Below are 18,535 nucleotides of genomic sequence, written 5' to 3'. Positions count from 1 at the left end.
AGGCGCTCCCACGCCTGAGCGTGGGAGCGATATAGCAGCGTCAGATCAAGCCGGAACAGCCTTGGCTTTCACTTCACGATCCCACACGCGGTGCTGAGCAATCGCGTGGAAGAACGGTTTGAACGATTTGCTATCGGACACTTCCAGCAGCCCAGCATCTTCTTCCAGGCGTAGCAGACTCAGCAGCTCTTTGGCTTCCCCGGCAAAGGAGATGGCCTTGAGGTGCTTGTAGGCTTCGAGGATGAAGTGCAATGCCACGCCGTCGCCTTTCAGCGCTTCGATCGAAGCCTTGCCACCCGGCACGAACACTGCGTCGAACGCTACCGAAGGCAGGCCTTCAGCCGATGCGTCCACTGGCAGGCTCTTGCCGTCAGCTGTCTTGACCGGTGCGGAGGTCGGGCCCAATACCTTGGCGTGTGCGCCTTCGGCAGTCAGTGCAGCCTTCATGGCTTCGACCGCTTTGCCGTCGACGCCGTCAGCCACCAGAATGGCAACCTTGCGCGAAACGATATCGCCAGAAAGCAGGTTGACCTGGCTCAGCTTCGGCGACTCTTTAACCGAAGTCTGACGCACAGGTACGGTACCGGCAGTCGGTGCTGGCAAGCCTAGGTTGGCGGCTACACGCTTGGCCAGCTCCAGATCGATGTTGGCCAGAATCTCGTTGACCTGACGGGCACGAATGTACTCGCGCTCGACCTTGCCCAACTCGAAGCTGTAGGCCGCGATGATGTGCTCTTTCTCGTGGTGGCTCATGCTCTGGAAGAACAGGGTGGCCTGCGAGAAGTGGTCGCCGAACGATTCGCTGCGCTCACGCACCTTGTGCGCTTCAACACGCTCAGGGTAGGTCTCGAAGCCGCCATCTACCGGGCCGGCAGGGGTTTCTTTCGGCCAGCCGCCATCGATCGAGTTCGGCTCGTAGGAAGCGCGGCCCTTGTCGATAGTGGTGCGATGCTGTGCGTCACGCTGACCGTTGTGGTTCGGCGCAATCGGACGGTTGATCGGGATTTCGTGGAAGTTCGGCCCACCCAGACGGCTGATCTGCGTGTCGGTGTAGGAAAACAGACGACCTTGCAGCAGCGGATCGTTGGAGAAATCGATACCCGGCACGATGTGGCCAGGGCAGAAGGCAACCTGCTCGGTCTCGGCGAAATAGTTGTCCGGGTTACGGTTCAGGACCATCTTGCCAAGCGGGGTGACCGGCACGAGTTCTTCCGGGATGATCTTGGTCGGATCGAGCAGGTCGAAGTCGAACTTGTGCTCATCTTCCTCGGCAACGATCTGTACACCCAGTTCCCATTCCGGGTAGTCGCCCATCTCGATGGACTCCCATAGGTCGCGGCGGTGGAAGTCGGTGTCCTTGCCGGCGAGCTTCTGCGCTTCGTCCCAGACCAGCGAGCAGACGCCGAACTTGGGCTTCCAGTGGAACTTCACGAAGCTCGACTCACCTTCGTTGTTGATGAAGCGGAAGGTGTGGATACCAAAGCCCTGCATGGTGCGCAGGCTTTTCGGGATCGCACGGTCGGACATGGTCCACAGCACCATGTGCGCGGACTCCGGCACCAGCGAGACGAAGTCCCAGAAAGTGTCGTGAGCCGAGCCACCCGTCGGGATTTCGTTGTGCGGCTCGGGTTTCACCGCGTGCACGAAGTCAGGAAACTTGATGGCGTCCTGAATGAAGAACACCGGCATGTTGTTGCCCACCAGGTCGAAGTTGCCTTCGTCGGTGTAGAGCTTGACGGCGAAGCCACGCACGTCACGCACGGTGTCGCCCGAGCCGCGTGGGCCCTGAACGGTGGAGAAGCGCACGAACACCGGGGTCTTCTTGCCCGGATCACGCAGGAAGCCTGCTTTACTCAGGGCGCCATGGTCTTCGTAAGTCTGGAAATAACCATGTGCTGCAGTACCGCGAGCATGGACGATACGCTCCGGAATACGCTCATGGTCAAAGTGCGTGATCTTTTCACGCATGATGAAGTCTTCGAGCAGCGACGGGCCGCGGTTGCCGACTTTCAGGGTGTTCTGGTTATCGGAAATCTTGACGCCGTGGTTGGTGCGCAGGGCTTGCTGGGTGGCGTCCGAGCGAAACTGCTCGAGACTTTCCAGCTTCTCGTTGGTATTGCCACGGTCCAGGGTGTCGGTGCCTGCCATTTCGCTCTTGGGCGTTTGGGTTACAGGTGGTGCGTTCTTGCTAGCCATCAGAGACTCCTTATCTCGCCCCAATCATTGAGTTGGGTTCGCTGATTACGACTTCCCTGGCGTAAGCGGGAAATCACGGTATCCAAGAAGTGACCGGAGCTAAAAACAGCCGTTCCTTTTATTTTCCGCATACGCTCACCAACGGTCGTGTTATGCCCATTGCACAGGACAGCCGGTAAATAAATGCTAAGCACAGCGGGCCGGACAGGCTAAAATGCGCGCCCGGCTTTATCCGGCCGAGGTAACGAAGCAGGTGGTGCTCTAGCCACTGCGCTGATTTTTTAACGCGCCCCACAAGGTTCGCTCCGTGATCGAGTTTCATAACGTCCACAAAACCTATCGGGTGGCAGGCAAGGAAATACCGGCCCTGCACCCCACCAGCCTGCGCGTCGACAGCGGCCAGGTGTTCGGCATCATCGGCCACTCCGGCGCGGGCAAAAGTACCCTGCTGCGCCTGATCAACCGCCTGGAAACCCCGAGTGGTGGGCAGATCGTGGTCGATGGCGAAGACGTCACTGCGCTCGATGCCAACGGCCTGCGCCGCTTCCGCCAACAGGTCGGGATGATTTTCCAGCACTTCAATCTGCTGGCGTCCAAAACCGTGGCCGACAACGTCGCCATGCCGCTGACCCTGGCAGGCGATATGCCGCGCAAGCAGATCGACCAGCGCGTGGCCGAGTTGCTGGAGCGGGTCGGCCTGTCCGATCACGCCAAAAAGTACCCGGCACAACTGTCGGGCGGCCAGAAGCAGCGCGTCGGCATCGCCCGCGCACTGGCCACCAAACCCAAAATTCTGTTATGCGATGAAGCCACCAGCGCACTCGACCCGCAGACCACTGCGTCGGTCTTGCAACTGCTGGCCGAGATCAATCGTGAGCTGAAGCTGACCATCGTGCTCATTACCCATGAGATGGACGTGATTCGTCGCGTCTGCGATCAGGTGGCCGTGATGGACGCCGGGGTGATTGTCGAGCACGGCAAGGTCGCTGATGTGTTTCTGCATCCACAACACCCGACGACCAGGCGCTTTGTGCAGGAAGACGAGCAGGTCGACGAAAACGAGCAGCGTGACGACTTCGCTCACGTTCAAGGCCGTATCGTGCGTCTGACGTTTCAGGGCGAGGCCACCTACGCGCCGTTGCTCGGCACCGTGGCGCGGGAAACCGGCGTCGATTACAGCATCCTCGCCGGTCGTATCGACCGCATCAAGGACACCCCTTACGGGCAGTTGACGCTGGCCATCACCGGCGGCGACATGGACGCCGCCTTCGCGCGCTTCACCGCCGCTGATGTTCATATGGAGGTGCTGCGCTGATGGACGCTTTCCTGAACCTGTTTTCCAATGTCGACTGGTACGAGATCTGGGTGGCCACTGGTGACACGCTGATCATGCTCGGTGTATCGCTCGGTTTCACGATCCTGCTCGGCCTGCCGCTGGGCGTGCTGATGTTTCTCACCTCGCCGCGTCAGTTGCTGGAGCACAAGCAGCTGTATGCGACGGTCGGGGTGATCGTCAACATGCTGCGCGCGCTGCCGTTCATCATCCTGCTGATCGTGATGATGCCGCTGACCGAGATCATTACCGGTACGTCACTGGGTATCCTCGGCACGTTGCCGCCGCTGATCGCCGGCGCCACGCCGTTCTTTGCGCGTCTGGTAGAGACAGCCTTGCGCGAGGTGGACCGCGGCATCATCGAAGCCACGCAGGCCATGGGCGCAACGACTCGGCAGATCATCGTCAAGGCGCTGCTGCCCGAGGCGCGGCCGGGCATTCTGGCAGCGATCACGGTGACCGCCATTGCGCTGGTGTCGTTCACGGCCATGGCCGGTGCCGTGGGCGCTGGCGGGCTGGGCGACCTGGCGATTCGTTATGGTTATCAACGCTTCCAGAACGATGTGATGTTCGTGACGGTCGTATTGTTGCTGGTGCTGGTGCAGATTCTGCAGACCATCGGCGACAGACTGGTCGCGCATTTCACACATCGTTGATCGAACCCGTTGGTATCGGCCCGTCTCGTACGGGCCCAAAGGAGTTGTTGCATGAAAAAACTATTGGCCATATTCGCCGCTGTCACCGCCTTGTCCGCGCAGGCCAACGAAACCCTGACCGTCGCGGCCTCTGCCGTGCCGCACGCCGAGATCCTCGAGTTCGTCAAACCGACCCTGGCCAAAGAAGGCGTGGATTTGAACATCAAGGTGTTCAATGACTACATTCAGCCTAACGTGCAGGTGTCGCAGAACCGTATGGACGCGAACTTCTTCCAGCACCAGCCGTATCTGGATGAGTTCAACAAGGGCAAAGGCACTGATCTGGTGGCCGTGGCCAAGGTGCACATCGAGCCTTTCGGCGCTTACTCTGACAAGCTCAAGACGCTGGCAGACCTGCCCAATGGCGCCAATGTCGCGCTGCCCAATGACGCCACCAACGAAGGCCGCGCCTTGCTGCTGTTGGCCAAGGCCGGTCTGATCACTCTGAAGGAGCCGGACAACATCCTGTCCAAGCCTTCGGATGTCGTGAATAACCCGAAAGACCTGAAATTCCGTGAGCTGGAAGCGGCCACGCTGCCCCGCGTACTGACTCAGGTCGATCTGGCGCTGATCAACACCAACTACGCTTTGAGCGCCAAGCTCGATCCGACCAAGGACGCGCTGATCATCGAAGGTGCCGATTCGCCCTACGCGAACATTCTGGTGGCCCGCCCGGACAACAAGGACTCGGACGCGATGAAGAAGCTGGTCGCCGCCTTGCAAAGCCCGGAAGTGAAAACATTCCTGGCCGAGAAGTACAAAGGCGCTGTGGTTCCGGCGTTCTGATCTGATCGCAACCTGCGGTTCTCGCGCCAATGCTCTGCGTCCCTTGCGACGCAGAGCATCGGGGACTGCGTTCTGGAACGCTCTATCGCTCCCACGCTCTGCGCTCATAGTTATACATGCGCGTCGTGGGAGCGAGCTTGCTCGCGAAGAGGCCGGTAAAGCCTCCGGAAAATAGAGCGTTTGGACCAAGTCTTCGTGAGCAACGCGGATCGCTGCCCCGGTCACTCTCGCAGGAATCTCACAGGTCCTAATCCCTTTCCAGCAGCCCCGGCAATTGCCTCACCAGCTTCTGATTGTTCAGCGGTGCGCGGATAAAGCCTCGCTGGGTACCGTCCGGGCCGATCAGGGCCAGGTTACCGCTGTGATCGACGAAGTAGTTCGGTTTACTGGTGTCTGCGGGAATGAACGGAATGCTCACCGCATTGGCCAGTGTCTGAATATCAGCGACAGGTGCCGTCAGGCCGATGTACTGCGGATCGAAGTAGCCCAGGTACTGCTTGAGCTGCTGCGCCGTGTCGCGGTTCGGGTCGACGCTGACCAGTACCACCCGCATACGCTTGACTGTCTCTTCGGGCAGCTCGGTCCTGATCTGCTTGATCTGCGCCAGCGTCGTGGGGCAGATGTCCGGGCAGAAGGTGTAGCCGAAGAACATCAGCGTCCATTGGTCTTTCAAGCCATCAAGCGCCACAGCCGCGCCGTTCTGGTCGGTCATGCTCAGGGCTGGCAATTGGCGGCTTTTGGGGAGCAGCACAATACCCGCGTCGTTGAGCGCCGCCTGGTCCTGGGAGCTGCGGCCAGGCAGCACCTGACTGAGGATCACGCCCAGAATCAGGGCGACGATGGCGGCAGCAATGAAAACGGCTTTCTGGGTACGGGTCATGGTGTCAGCGCGAGTCGTGATCGGCGTAAGGTCGAGGATGATGGCCTATATTGCGCACCGAGCCTAGGCTCTGTACGAAAAGTGGCTGCGCATCGGTGATGCTTCGTTAAAAACAGGCTCGGATGCGAGTCCAATCGGAATGCTCATTTACAACACGTAGAGTCGAACGCGACCCCGGCCGTTCCTCGCCTGTTTTTGTCTCGCCTGACCTTCGCTCGCCGACTTTTCGTACAGCGCCTAGCGCGTGGTGACATCGAACAGCGTATAAGCCAGCGTCAGACTTTTTACATCGTCGGGCAGGTCACGGTCGACGATGAAGCGCACCGGCATCTCGATGCGCTCGCCCGGTTGCAATGTCTGTTGGGTAAAGCAGAAGCATTCGGTCTTGTGAAACCACGCTGCCGCCTTTACAGGCGAAATACCCGGTACGGCCTGGGCTTGCATCGGCCTGTCGGTCGGATTCTGCGCGATGAAGATCATCTCGTTGACCGCACCGGGGTGGACCTGGATCTGGCGGGACTGCGGGTAGAACGCCCAGGTCATCCCGGCCGCGTTGCCGGCGGTGAATTGCACCTCGACCTGGCGCGAAGCGTCCTGGCCCTGCACGCCGGTCCTGCCATGTCCGGTCAGCACGCCGTAGAGCGACGGCAATGCCAATCCGCACATCAGCATGATCACTATTAAACACGTCAAACGCAGAACGAGCCGTTTGGACAAAAGAGGCTGGCTCATGCGTGGCTCACTTTTTATGTCGGACCGCGTGTCGAAAGAGCTGCGGGCGACTTCAGAGTAGCCTGCTTATGCAAAACGCGAGCTGCAGCGCGTCCGCATAGCCGGGCACGGCAGCCGTATTTGGTCAGAAATTGAGCAAAAGATATCTTGATATAGCCGAAATATCTAACTATGAGTCGCATATAGCAAAACCGTCTTAGGCGGTTAGTTAAGCAAGCTAACGTATGACTCTTCATCAACCAACCACGGGGTCTGACGCCTCAAGGAGTGCCAGCAGCCATGAACACCGCCGCATTGCGCGAGCAGATACAACTAGCCCATCAACATGAGGCCCGGACCGGCCACTTGCTGCAACAGTTGGAACAAAAGCTCCCACATCTTCATCCCGCCATTCACCTGCCGGAAGTCGACGCGAAAGACGTACTGACGCGTTTCGTCACGGCCTATATCGATCTGGTCCCCGATCTGCTGGACGCTGCTCATGAGGTCGCGCTGGAGGCCGGGATCGAAGGGCAGATAAAGCCGGTGCTGAAAATCGCCGAGCATTTTTTCGCGGCTCCGCCTTCCATCATGGATGGGCACGAAGGTCTGGAAAGCCTGTTGGACGAGGCCTATCTGGCCCACCGGCTGGTCGAGGAAGTGAATGACCTGTACATCAAGCATTTCGGTCAGCCGCTGATACCGTCCAATACCACGGTTGCCAGCGTGATTGCCCACCAGTTGATCGGCGAGCAATTTGCCAACCAGCTGGACGAAGCGGTGCACCATGCTGTCGATGAGCTGCTTGATGAGGAGAGTTTCGCGCTGGACTCGGTCGAGGCCTACCGCGAGAAGCTGATCAGCCCTGAAACGGGGGCGGCCTGGCAGCGTTGGCCAAGCCTGTCACGGCAATTGGGCGTCGGCCTGGAGCTGGAGCGCTCCGCGGTCTGATTCAGAGGCCCGAATCACTGTCTTCGCCAGCAATGGAAGGAGCCGGATATCGCTCCGCTGCTACGCGAAGACCCATCCGGCTCCCATGTTTCCGGGGCTGTGATAACAGGGCCGCGACTATCAGGCGGCGCCCGAGCCGATCCCCGTTGTCGTGTAGATCCGCCCTTCAAGACGACGCTTCAAGCCACGCGATTCGATCAGCAACCGGGTGCCATGAGCAGCATTGGAACGACCCCATTCTTCCAGCAGTTCCAGACACGAGTGATCGATGTAGGACAGATTGCCCAACGGCACATGCACCGTGCTGCCCTGCGGGATAGTGCCCAGTGCCTGAGTCAGCGCCGGCACCTTGAGGAAGGTTGCGGCACCGACCAGACGCAGCTCGAATTCCTTCTCGCCCGCCAGTTCGACCACATTGATCTTCAGACGCGAAGCCTTGAACGCCAGCTTCACCAGAGTCAGGCCGAAACCGACCAGTACACCGGTCAGCAGGTCGGTGAAGATGATCGCTATGGCAGTCGCCGCATAGGTGAACATCGGCATCCGGCCATAGCGGCCCAGACCGCGAAACGCCTTCAGATCGACCAGCTTCAGGCCGGTGTAGACCAGCACGCCAGCCAGGCTCGCGACCGGAATGCTCTGCAGTACGCTCGACAGCAGCAACACGAACGCCAGCAGCCACAGGCCGTGGAAGATCGTCGAGAAGCGCGTGGTGGCACCGGCCTGGACGTTGGCCGAGCTGCGTACGATAACGCCGGTCATCGGCAACGCACCGAGCAGGCCGCAGAGCATGTTGCCCACGCCTTGAGCGCTGAGTTCCTTGTCGAAGTCCGAACGCTGGCCACTGTGCATGCGGTCAACCGCCGAGGCGGAAAGCAGCGTTTCGGCACTGGCGATGAAGGCTACGACGATAGCCGCCACCAGAATGGCCGGATCGGCCAGATTCATCAGGTCGGCCGGGCGAAGCCAGTCGATGGCGTCGGCCAGGTTGTCAGGCACTTCGACACGCTTGACCTGCAAGGCCATGAACAGGCTGATGCCGGTGGCGATACCTACGCCCAGCAGCGCGCCGGGTACGAAGCGCAAAGACTGCGGACGGAGTTTTTCCCAGCCCCACATGATCAGCATGGTGCCCAGACCGAGCATACCGGCCTGCATGCCGGTGCCGGGTCCGAAGGCCTGGATCAGTGTGGAAGGGAAGGCGATCAGATTGTCCAGCCCGGAGGGTTTGGGACCGCTGTCGAACATCACGTGTGCCTGTGACAGTACGATCAGCACGCCGATACCGGCGAGCATGCCATAGACCACGGCAGGCGCCGTGACGCGGAACCAGCAGCCAAGCTTGAATCGACCTGCCAGCAGCTGAAGCAGTCCGGCGAGTACCAGAATAGGACCCAGCATGGCCATGCCGTGCTCACGCACCACTTCAAAAACCAGTACTGCCAGACCGGCTGCGGGGCCGCTGACCTGCAACGGCGAACCGGCTATCCAGCCGACTATCAGCCCGCCCACGATGCCGGTGATCAGACCTTTGGCCGGAGGCATGCCGGATGCAATGGCGATCCCCATGCACAGCGGCAGGGCGACCAGGAACACGACCACGGAAGCGAGCAGCTCCCGTGGTAAAGCGGTTTTCAATGCTGTAATACCCATGACGCTTCTCCGGGATTCTTCAGACGAGGCAAGACGGGCGACGCGCATCCTGCGCAGTCGCCATCAGCTGATAAAGAAGGGCTTGCCGTCAGTCGGACTGGTGATCAGTCGGCTGAAAAGCGTGCTTTCGGTGAAGCCATCGGCGTCGGTCCCGTACCGTCGAGCGGTATGAAACGATCGAGCTCGGCGTCATAAGCCAGGATCTCGCTGGTTTCGATGCTGTAGACCCAGCCGTGAATGAACAATTGGCCACTGGCCATTTTCGCTGCGACCGAAGGGTGGGTGCGCAGGTGTTGCAACTGGGAAATCACGTTTTCCTGAGTCAGGACCTGCATGGTTTCCAGTTCGCCGCTGCAGCTGCAGTTCTGCTCGACCACCGTGCGGGCAACCTCGGCATGGCGCAACCAGGCTTTTACCGTAGGCATCTTGTCCAGGCTGTCAGGGTTGAGCACTGCGCGCATGGCGCCGCAGTCAGAGTGTCCGCAAACGATGATGTGCTGCACGCCCAGTGCAACCACTGCGTATTCCAGAGCGGTGGACACGCCGCCGTTCATCTGGCCATACGGCGGTACGACGTTGCCGACGTTACGCGTGACGAACAGGTCGCCTGGCGAACTTTGGGTAATCAATTCGGGCACGATGCGCGAGTCGGCGCAGGTGATGAACATGGCCCGTGGCGATTGGGCAGTCGCCAGCTTCTTGAACAGTTCTTCCTGCTGGGGGAAGACCTCTTTACGGAAATGTACAAAGCCATCGACGATATGTTTCAACGCTACGTCGGCGCTGTCTGAATGGCTTGATGTGCTGGACGACGTAGCCGAATGCTGTTTACCGATGTCTGTCATGTCTTCACCCTCTCTGACGAATTGATGTGGATTCTTCATGCCTGTTTGACCAGAGCCGGATGTGATCCCTCTCTGAAGGGCATCACGAACAAATCCCTTGAGCGCTATCGCTGATGACACTCCGAGTTACAGACTAATCGCCGAAGCTTAAACGAAACTGAATGCGATGGCTCTGGGACGCGGGTTTGCACGATAGTACCAAGTTCGTCACAGCAACGACATTTGCCCTCCCGGCGGACAAAACGCATCGCAATCGAGTGCAAATCCACCCCGTTTGTTCAATCCGAGTCGTTTGATTGCCAAGGCATAGCGTTGAGCCAGCAGGTCGGCAAACGGTCCTTCGCCACGCATTCGAGAACCAAACGTGCTGTCGTACACGGCTCCGCCGCGACTTTGACGAATCAGACTCATGACATGCTCGGCGCGTTGCGGGTAATGCGTCTTCAGCCACTCGTCGAACAGCGGTGCGACTTCCAGCGGCAGGCGCAGCATCACGTAGCTGGCGCTCAAGGCGCCCGCAGCTTTCGCTTCGCTCAGCAGTGCCTCCAGCTCGCTGTCGTTGATCATCGGGATCATCGGCGCACACAGCACACCGACCGGGACCCCCGCCTGACGCAATACCCGAATGGCCCGCAGGCGAGCCTTGGGCGCTGCGGCCCTGGGTTCGAGGATGCATTTGAGCTCGTCATCCAGCGTCGTCAGGCTGATGAACACCGACACCAGCCGCAGCCTGGCCATTTCTGCCAGCAGATCCAGATCGCGCAGGATCAGCGAGCCTTTGGTAATGATGCTGACCGGATGCCGATAACGCAGTAGCACTTCCAGCGTCGCCCGGGTGATGCGGTACTCACGCTCGATCGGCTGGTAAGGGTCGGTATTGGCCCCGAGGGTGATGGGCGCGCAGCGGTAGCCGGGTTTGGACAGCTGCTGCTCGAGCAGCGCCGCCGCGTTGGTCTTGGCGATCAGCTTGGTCTCGAAGTCCAGGCCCGGCGACATGTCCCAATAGGCGTGGCTGGGTCTGGCGAAACAATAGATGCAGCCGTGCTCGCAGCCCCGGTAAGGGTTGATCGACCTGTCAAAGGGGATATCCGGCGAGCTGTTGCGGGTAATGATGCTTTTGGCTGTTTCGCTGGTGACCTGAGTACCTTGCGTAAGCGGCACTTCCTGATACCAGCCATCGTCTTCGGCCACCGACTGACTGGGCGCGAAACGGTTATGCGGATTGCTGGCAGTACCTCGGCCACGAACCGGATAGAGGCTGGACATCTGGCATTACTCGTATACTGTTCATGCATACAGTACAGCATAAAGCCCGGGTGGATCACTATGGCCGGCCTGCAAAACACCGCTCGCCTGACGGGCGGTGTTTTGCAGGCAGGACGACGGTCAGGCATCGCCCTCGTGAGTCAGCTCCAGCACGCGGTCAACCAGCTTGTTGATGCCCGAGGCCGCTTCGCTGATGCTCTTGGCGACCATATAGGCAGGTGTACTGACCAGTTTTCGCGCTTCGTCTTCGACGATGTCATCGACGGCGCATTCCGCATGGCTGCCGCCCATTTTGGTGATGGCCGCAGCGGTTTCAGGGTCGTTGCCGATGGTGCAGGTCACGCCGGGGCCATAGATCTTGGCCGCGAGTGCCGGGGTGATGCAGATCAGCCCGACCGGTTTGCCGGCTTCGGCAAACGCCTCGGCGAGCTCCAGCAATCCCGCTTCGACCTGGCAGGCCGGGCCTTGCAGGGCAAGGTCGGAAAGGTTCTTTGCCGAGCCGAAGCCGCCCGGGATGATCAGGGCATCAAAGTCTTCGGCATTTGCTTCGCGGATGTCCTTCACTTCGCCTCGTGCAATGCGCGCGGACTCGACCAGCACATTGCGCGACTCGGGCATTTCCTCACCGTTCAGGTGATTGATGACGTGATGCTGAGTGATGTCGGGCGCGAAGCACTGAACCTGCGCACCGCGCTGATCCAGACGCAACAGGGTGAGAACGCTTTCGTGGATCTCGGCACCGTCGTAGACGCCACAGCCGGAGAGGATTACAGCCACTTTTTTCTGCATCGATATCGGCTCCTTGTGCTCGATCAACCTGAGGCTTGTTTTAATTTGTCTGTTCAGTTGATCGCTTTACGGGCCGAGTGTTCAGTTGAGGCATTGTCGGCTGCGCAAAAGCTGGCTGCGCACAAGGTGCATGGGGAGGGCGGTGGTCGCGAGGTCTGCAGCGTCTGTGCGCTGTCGCCGAGCGAGGCCTGTCAGCCTTCGCTCGGGAGAGGTACGGGGGAGTTTATTCGTCGGATTTTTTCGTCAGATCGACCGGTACGGTGACCGGTGTTTCCAGATCGGAGGCCGCTGCCGATGCGCAGAAGCGGCTCTTTTCTTCACGCTCTTCACGGGCGATACGGGCGTTCTTGATGCGTCTGCGTATCCACAGGGCCAGCCCCAGCAGAACCAGCGCGCCCAGCACCCAGAGTTCATATTTCTTGACGTTACCCAGCAAGCCTTCGAGAACCGCGCCGAAGTGGTAAGCAGCCGAACCCAGCGCCGCAGCCCAGACAGCCGCGCCGATACCGTTCAGCAGAAGATAACGACCCGGTGGATAACCCGACAGGCCGATGGCCACAGGCATGACCGTTCGCAAACCGTACACGAAGCGGAAGCCCAGTACCCAGATGTCCGGGTGCTTGCGGACCAGCCGTAGCGCCTTGTCGCCCATGAGTTGCCAGCGAGGCTTGCGCGCCAGAAGCTTGCGGCCATGCTTGCGCCCCATGAAGTACCACAACTGGTCACCCGCATAACTGCCAAAAAAGGCCACAAGGATGACGATGTTGAGGTCCATGTATCCGCGGAACGCCAGGAATCCGGCAAGAACCAGAATGGTCTCGCCTTCAAAAAAGGTGCCGAGGAACAGGGCAAAGTAGCCGAATTCGTTCAAGAAATTCTGGAGCATTGTCTGGATGCTGGCGAAATGAACGCGCAGCCTAACGCGCCCAAGGCAATCATGAAAGTGTCCATATGTGTCTCGACGTTAAAGATTCTTGCAACCACAATGGTCGTATCCCCTTTAAGGCCGTGACCGCGACGTGCAGTCGCAGGTCGAACCATGACTGTCACACATTGGTCATAATGGCGGCTTATAACTGTCGCGCTTGCCCGCGTAAGCGGGCTCAGGAGTCTCGCCGTGAGCTTTACCCCCGCTAACCGCCTGTTTCCTCTCACTCGTCTGCGCCGTAATCGCCGCGACGACTTTTCCCGTCGGCTGGTGCGTGAAAACGTTGTCACTGTCGACGATCTGATTCTTCCCGTATTTGTTCTCGATGGTGAAAACCGTCGTGAATCCATCGCCTCGATGCCTGGCGTCGAGCGCTTGAGCGTTGATCTGTTGCTCAAGGAAGCCGAGCACTGGGTCGCACTGGGTATCCCTGCGCTGGCGCTGTTCCCGGTGACACCGCCGGAAAAGAAATCCCTCGACGGTGCCGAAGCCTGGAACCCGGACGGCATCGCCCAGCGCGCAACCCGCGCCCTGCGTGACCGTTTCCCGGAGCTGGGCGTCATCACTGATGTGGCGCTGGACCCTTTCACCACGCATGGCCAGGACGGCATCCTCGACGAAGAGGGCTACGTTCAGAACGACATCACTGTCGACGCGCTGGTGAAACAGGCGCTGTCGCACGCCGAGGCCGGTGCTCAGGTGGTCGCGCCGTCGGACATGATGGACGGTCGCATTCAGGCCATCCGCGAGTCTTTGGAGCTGGCCGGGCATGTGAATGTCAGGATCATGGCCTATTCGGCCAAGTACGCCAGTGCCTACTACGGTCCGTTCCGTGATGCGGTGGGTTCCTCCCTGAATCTGGGCAAGGCCAACAAGGCTTCCTATCAGATGGACCCGGCCAACAGCAACGAGGCACTGCACGAAGTGGCCGCCGACCTTGCCGAAGGCGCCGACATGGTCATGGTCAAGCCAGGCATGCCTTATCTGGACATTCTGTACAGGGTCAAGGATGAGTTCAAAGTGCCGACCTTTGTTTATCAGGTCAGCGGTGAATACGCGATGCACATGGCCGCAATCCAGAACGGTTGGCTGAGTGAAGGGGTGATTCTCGAGTCCCTCACTGCCTTCAAACGCGCCGGCGCCGACGGCATTCTTACCTACTTTGCTGTTCGCGCCGCTCAACTGTTGAAGGGGCAATAGCCTCACAGGAACATTCATGAATACCGAAGCACTCATCGAAGCCGCTGTTCAAGTCGATGTCCCGGAGGCAACGCCCGTGGTCGAACCTGACATCGAAGTAATCCCGGCCATCGAGGCACCCGTCGCTGCGGTGCCCGCTATCGTCGCGCCAAACCTGGACGACAGCAGCCTGTATATCCACCGTGAACTGTCGCAACTGCAGTTCAATATCCGGGTTCTGGAACAGGCGCTCGATGAGTCCTACCCATTGCTGGAGCGGCTGAAGTTTCTGCTGATCTTCTCCAGCAACCTCGATGAGTTCTTCGAGATTCGTGTTGCAGGCCTGAAGAAGCAGATCACCTTTGCCCGTGAACAGGCGGGCGCCGACGGTCTGCAGCCGCATCAGGCGCTGGCCAGGATCAGCGAGCTGGTCCACGGTCATGTGGATCGTCAGTACGCGATCCTCAACGATATTCTGTTGCCGGAGCTGGAGAAACATCAGGTCCGCTTCATTCGCCGCCGTCACTGGACGGCCAAGCTCAAGGCCTGGGTACGACGCTATTTCCGCGACGAGATCGCGCCGATCATCACCCCGATCGGTCTCGACCCGACGCACCCGTTCCCGTTGCTGGTCAACAAGAGCCTGAACTTCATCGTCGAGCTGGAAGGTATCGATGCCTTCGGGCGCGACTCCGGTCTTGCGATCATTCCCGCGCCGCGTCTGCTGCCGCGCGTGATCAAGGTGCCGGAAGAGGTCTGCGGGCCTGGCGATAATTTCGTGTTCCTGTCGTCGATGATCCACGCCCACGCTGACGATCTGTTCCAGGGCATGAAGGTCAAGGGCTGCTACCAGTTCCGCCTGACCCGCAACGCCGACCTGGCGCTGGACTCCGAAGACGTGGAAGACCTGGCGCGCGCACTGCGTGGCGAGCTGTTCTCGCGTCGCTATGGTGATGCGGTACGTCTGGAAGTGGCGGACACCTGCCCGAAACACCTGTCGGACTACCTGCTCAAGCAGTTCAACCTGCACGAGTCCGAGCTGTATCAGGTGAATGGCCCGGTCAACCTGACGCGTCTGTTCAGCATCACCGGCCTGGACAGCCACCCCGAATTGCAATACCCGCCGTTCACGCCAGCCATCCCCAAGCTGCTGCAGAACAGCGAAAACGTTTTCAGCGTGGTCAGCAAGCAGGACATCCTGTTGCTGCACCCTTTCGAGTCGTTCACGCCGGTGGTCGACCTGCTGCGCCAGGCGGCAAAAGACCCGCACGTGCTTGCAGTACGCCAGACGCTGTATCGCAGCGGCGCGAACTCGGAAATCGTCGATGCGCTGGTCGATGCCGCGCGTAACGGCAAGGAAGTCACTGCGGTGATCGAGTTGCGTGCGCGTTTCGACGAAGAGTCCAACCTGCAACTGGCCAGCCGTCTGCAGGCCGCCGGTGCAGTGGTGATCTACGGCGTGGTCGGCTTCAAGACCCACGCCAAGATGATGCTGATCCTGCGTCGCGAAGCGGGCGAGATCGTGCGTTATGCGCACCTCGGGACCGGCAACTACCACGCCGGTAACGCACGTCTGTACACCGACTACAGCTTGCTGACCTCCGATGACGCGTTGTGCGAAGACGTCGGCAAACTGTTCAGCCAGTTGATCGGCATGGGCAAGACGCTGCGCATGAAAAAGCTGCTGCATGCGCCGTTCACGCTCAAGAAAGGCATGCTCGACATGATCGCCCGCGAGACGCAATTTGCGCTCGATGGCAAGCCTGCGCACATCATTGCCAAGTTCAACTCGCTGACCGATCCGAAGATCATCCGGGCGTTGTACAAGGCCAGCCAGTCCGGCGTGCGCATCGATCTGGTGGTGCGCGGCATGTGCTGCCTGCGTCCGGGCATCGCCGGGGTTTCGCACAACATCCATGTGCGCTCGATCATCGGCCGCTTCCTGGAGCACACGCGGGTGTTCTACTTCCTCAACGGCGGCGACGAGCAGATGTTCCTGTCGAGTGCCGACTGGATGGAGCGCAACCTCGACAAGCGCGTCGAGACCTGCTTCCCGGTGGAAGGCAAGAAGTTGATTTTGCGTGTGAAGAAGGAGCTGGAAAGCTACCTGACCGACAACACCCACAGCTGGCTGTTGCAGTCGGACGGGCGTTACGTGCGCAGCACGCCGACCGGTAATCAGAACCCGCGAAGCGCCCAGGCGACTCTTTTGGAGCGCCTGAGCAACCCGGTTCTCAGCGTACGCTGAAGACGATGCCGACTCGGGTCAGCCACTCCGCTTCCAGCGCGAAGTCGGCCTGAGTCAGCTGGTTGTTTTCCAGCCAGCCTTTCGGGAATTCGGCGTCCAGATTCGGGCCGTCGGCACGCAACGTCACACGTGGCATCTCCTGGGTGCCACGAATGTGGTGAAACAGAATCGCAAAGCGCAACAGCACGCACAGGCGAATCAGCTTGATGCCTTCATCGCCGAACTCGGCGAACTTGTCCTTGGGAATATTACGGCGATGACCGCGCACCAGCAGTGCGAGCATTTGCTGGTCTTCGCGTGAGAAGCCGGCCAGGTCCGAGTGCTCGATCAGGTAAGCGCCGTGCTTGTGGTAGTGATAGTGAGCGATGTCCAGGCCGATCTCGTGCACCTTGGCCGCCCAGCTCAGCAGTTCGGCGTAGCTCTCGTGCTGCAACTCCCAGCTCTCGGCAACCTGCTCCAGCGCGTGCAGCGCCTTGGCTTCGACGCGTGCGGCCTGTTCCAGATCGACGTGATAACGCTCCATCAGCGAGCTGAGCGTACGCTCACGCACGTCTTCATGATGATGGCGGCCCATCAGGTCATACAGCACGCCTTCACGCAGGGCACCTTCGCAGTGATCCATGCGCTTGAGCTCGAGGGCGTCGAAGATGGCTTCGAGAATCGCCAGGCCTGCGGGGAAAATGGCGCGACGGTCGGGCTTGATGCCGTCGAAGTCGATCTTTTCCACATCACCCAGCTTGAACAGCTTGCGCTTGAGCCAGGCGAGCCCTTCGGCGTTGACCTCGCCAGCGCCGTAACCATTGGCCTTGAGCGCCAGGCCGATAGCACGAATGGTGCCTGACGAACCGATCGCTTCATCCCACTTGAGGCGATGCAGCGCGTGTTCGATGCTCATGATTTCCAGGCGTGCAGCGGTGTAGGCCTGAGCGTACCGGGCCGGTGTCACCTTGCCGTCGCGGAAGTAGCGCTGGGTAAAACTCACGCAGCCCATCTGCAGGCTTTCACGCAGCAGCGGCTCGAAGCGCTGGCCGATGATGAATTCGGTACTGCCGCCGCCGATGTCGGCGACCAGACGTTTGCCCGGGGTGTCGGCCAGCGTGTGGGAAACGCCCAGGTAAATGAGGCGCGCTTCTTCGCGGCCGGAAATCACTTCCACCGGGTGGCCGAGGATTTCTTCGGCGCGGTGAATGAAGTCGTTGCGGTTACGCGCCTCACGCAGGGCATTGGTGCCCACGATGCGCACCGCACCGAGCGGCAGCCCATTGATCAACTGGGCGAAGCGTTTCAGGCAGTCAAGGCCGCGCTGCATGGATTCTTCGGTCAGCTGGCGCTCTTCGTCGATGCCAGCGGCCAACTGCACCTTCTCGCCCAGGCGCTCAAGAATGCGAATCTCGCCCTGATTGGCTTTTGCCACAACCATATGAAAGCTGTTGGAGCCCAGGTCGATAGCGGCGATCAGTGAAAAATTCTTGGGTGTTGAGTGCGGCATGGTCAGGAAGTCCGGTTCGATAACCGGACCATCGTGCCACGATCCATGCTTGCCGCCAACGCGAAGCTGTTCAGGCACCGGAAATACCCGGTATTACTCGCGCGCGTGGCGTATGGCCATCAATGCCATGTGGCGCAGAGCGTCACCAAAATGCATTGCCACGCTAAAGCGTGCGGAACGAGAGGTATCCCTAAGAACGCCATCTTGTCCATGCGCCGCGCTCAGCGTTACACACAAGTTTTCGTGGGAGCGAGCTTGCTCGCGAAGAGGCCGGTGCAGCCCCCGGAGATATGGTGTTTGGACCAAAGTCTTCGTGAGCAAGCTCACTCCCACCAAGATTTCTGTCCAGCCCGATACAGCATGTAGCTGTGACGCGGAGCGTGAGGAACGATAAGTGCCCGCAACATGCTCCGCGCTCAGCGTAATACACAGTCTTCGTGGGAGCGAGCTTGCTCGCGAAGAGGCCGGTGCAGCCCCCGGAAATATGGCGTTTGGACCAAAGTCTTCGTGAGCAAGCTCACTCCCACCAAGATTTCTGTCCAGCCCGATACAGCATGTAGCTGTGACGCGGAGCGTCACGAAATGC

The 18,535-nt window shown here is 59.8% G+C and carries 15 protein-coding genes; 6 read left to right on the top strand and 9 right to left on the bottom strand.

Annotated features, from left to right (window positions below; all coding sequences use genetic code 11):
- Window positions 1–45 precede the first annotated feature (45 nt).
- Complete coding sequence (gene katE / locus GE543_RS23750; protein ID WP_153222513.1) at window positions 46–2,196, bottom strand: catalase HPII; 2,151 nt, start codon at window positions 2,194–2,196, stop codon at window positions 46–48.
- Window positions 2,197–2,503: 307 nt separating this feature from the next.
- On the opposite strand from katE, the gene GE543_RS23745 reads away from it, so the two are divergent.
- The 3 genes from GE543_RS23745 to GE543_RS23735 are packed head-to-tail and all read left to right on the top strand — an operon-like array spanning window position 2,504 to window position 5,010.
- Window positions 2,504–3,511 (top strand): methionine ABC transporter ATP-binding protein, encoded by a 1,008-nt coding sequence (locus tag GE543_RS23745; protein ID WP_003414095.1) that lies wholly within the window; start codon window positions 2,504–2,506, stop codon window positions 3,509–3,511.
- Window positions 3,511–4,185: a methionine ABC transporter permease gene (locus tag GE543_RS23740; protein ID WP_003317371.1), complete on the top strand. Its 675-nt coding sequence runs from the start codon at window positions 3,511–3,513 to the stop codon at window positions 4,183–4,185. Before GE543_RS23745 ends, GE543_RS23740 begins: the two co-directional genes overlap by 1 nt.
- A 51-nt stretch (window positions 4,186–4,236) precedes the next feature.
- A complete protein-coding gene (locus GE543_RS23735; protein WP_046236104.1) occupies window positions 4,237–5,010 on the top strand; it encodes a MetQ/NlpA family ABC transporter substrate-binding protein in 774 nt (257 codons plus the stop codon).
- A 247-nt stretch (window positions 5,011–5,257) separates the two neighbouring features.
- Here the strand turns inward: GE543_RS23735 and GE543_RS23730 are convergent, their stop codons facing one another.
- Together GE543_RS23730 and GE543_RS23725 are read right to left on the bottom strand one after the other, a co-directional pair.
- On the bottom strand, window positions 5,258–5,890 hold the full coding sequence (locus tag GE543_RS23730; protein WP_153222512.1) for an SCO family protein: 633 nt from the start codon (window positions 5,888–5,890) through the stop codon (window positions 5,258–5,260).
- A gap of 237 nt (window positions 5,891–6,127) precedes the next feature.
- Window positions 6,128–6,622: a cytochrome c oxidase assembly protein gene (locus tag GE543_RS23725; RefSeq protein WP_103689108.1), complete on the bottom strand. Its 495-nt coding sequence runs from the start codon at window positions 6,620–6,622 to the stop codon at window positions 6,128–6,130.
- A gap of 279 nt (window positions 6,623–6,901) precedes the next feature.
- Here GE543_RS23725 and GE543_RS23720 point away from each other — a divergent pair, with 279 nt between their 5' ends.
- Entirely contained in the window at window positions 6,902–7,552 is a 651-nt protein-coding gene (locus tag GE543_RS23720; RefSeq protein ID WP_046271310.1) for a hypothetical protein, read from the top strand.
- Between the two features lie 120 nt (window positions 7,553–7,672).
- Here the strand turns inward: GE543_RS23720 and GE543_RS23715 are convergent, their stop codons facing one another.
- From GE543_RS23715 to GE543_RS23695, 5 genes are all read right to left on the bottom strand, one after another.
- Entirely contained in the window at window positions 7,673–9,205 is a 1,533-nt protein-coding gene (locus tag GE543_RS23715) for a SulP family inorganic anion transporter (RefSeq protein ID WP_003392495.1), read from the bottom strand.
- 104 nt (window positions 9,206–9,309) lie between these two features.
- A complete protein-coding gene (locus GE543_RS23710; protein ID WP_003414103.1) occupies window positions 9,310–10,050 on the bottom strand; it encodes a carbonic anhydrase in 741 nt (246 codons plus the stop codon).
- Between the two features lie 207 nt (window positions 10,051–10,257).
- Complete coding sequence (locus GE543_RS23705; protein ID WP_003414105.1) at window positions 10,258–11,316, bottom strand: PA0069 family radical SAM protein; 1,059 nt, start codon at window positions 11,314–11,316, stop codon at window positions 10,258–10,260.
- 120 nt (window positions 11,317–11,436) lie between these two features.
- Window positions 11,437–12,105, bottom strand: coding sequence for an isoprenoid biosynthesis glyoxalase ElbB (gene elbB, locus GE543_RS23700; protein WP_153222511.1), 669 nt, complete (start codon window positions 12,103–12,105; stop codon window positions 11,437–11,439).
- 223 nt (window positions 12,106–12,328) lie between these two features.
- A complete protein-coding gene (locus GE543_RS23695; protein WP_032697621.1) occupies window positions 12,329–12,991 on the bottom strand; it encodes a DedA family protein in 663 nt (220 codons plus the stop codon).
- A gap of 231 nt (window positions 12,992–13,222) precedes the next feature.
- On the opposite strand from GE543_RS23695, the gene hemB reads away from it, so the two are divergent.
- Together hemB and ppk1 are read left to right on the top strand one after the other, a co-directional pair.
- Window positions 13,223–14,233, top strand: a complete 1,011-nt coding sequence (gene hemB / locus GE543_RS23690) for a porphobilinogen synthase (protein WP_046235810.1) — start codon at window positions 13,223–13,225, stop codon at window positions 14,231–14,233.
- Window positions 14,234–14,249: 16 nt separating this feature from the next.
- Window positions 14,250–16,460 (top strand): polyphosphate kinase 1, encoded by a 2,211-nt coding sequence (gene ppk1 / locus GE543_RS23685; protein ID WP_046235809.1) that lies wholly within the window; start codon window positions 14,250–14,252, stop codon window positions 16,458–16,460.
- Here the strand turns inward: ppk1 and ppx are convergent.
- A complete protein-coding gene (gene ppx / locus GE543_RS23680) occupies window positions 16,447–17,949 on the bottom strand; it encodes an exopolyphosphatase (protein ID WP_032697643.1) in 1,503 nt (500 codons plus the stop codon). The two genes, ppk1 and ppx, sit on opposite strands and share 14 nt — an antisense overlap.
- Window positions 17,950–18,535 lie beyond the last annotated feature (586 nt).

It is taken from the genome of Pseudomonas sp. SZ57, from assembly GCF_009495975.1.
In the GTDB taxonomy this organism is placed as follows: domain Bacteria; phylum Pseudomonadota; class Gammaproteobacteria; order Pseudomonadales; family Pseudomonadaceae; genus Aquipseudomonas; species Aquipseudomonas syringae.
Note: the sequence above shows the minus strand (reverse complement) of the source record. Positions and strands in the feature narration are given on the sequence as shown.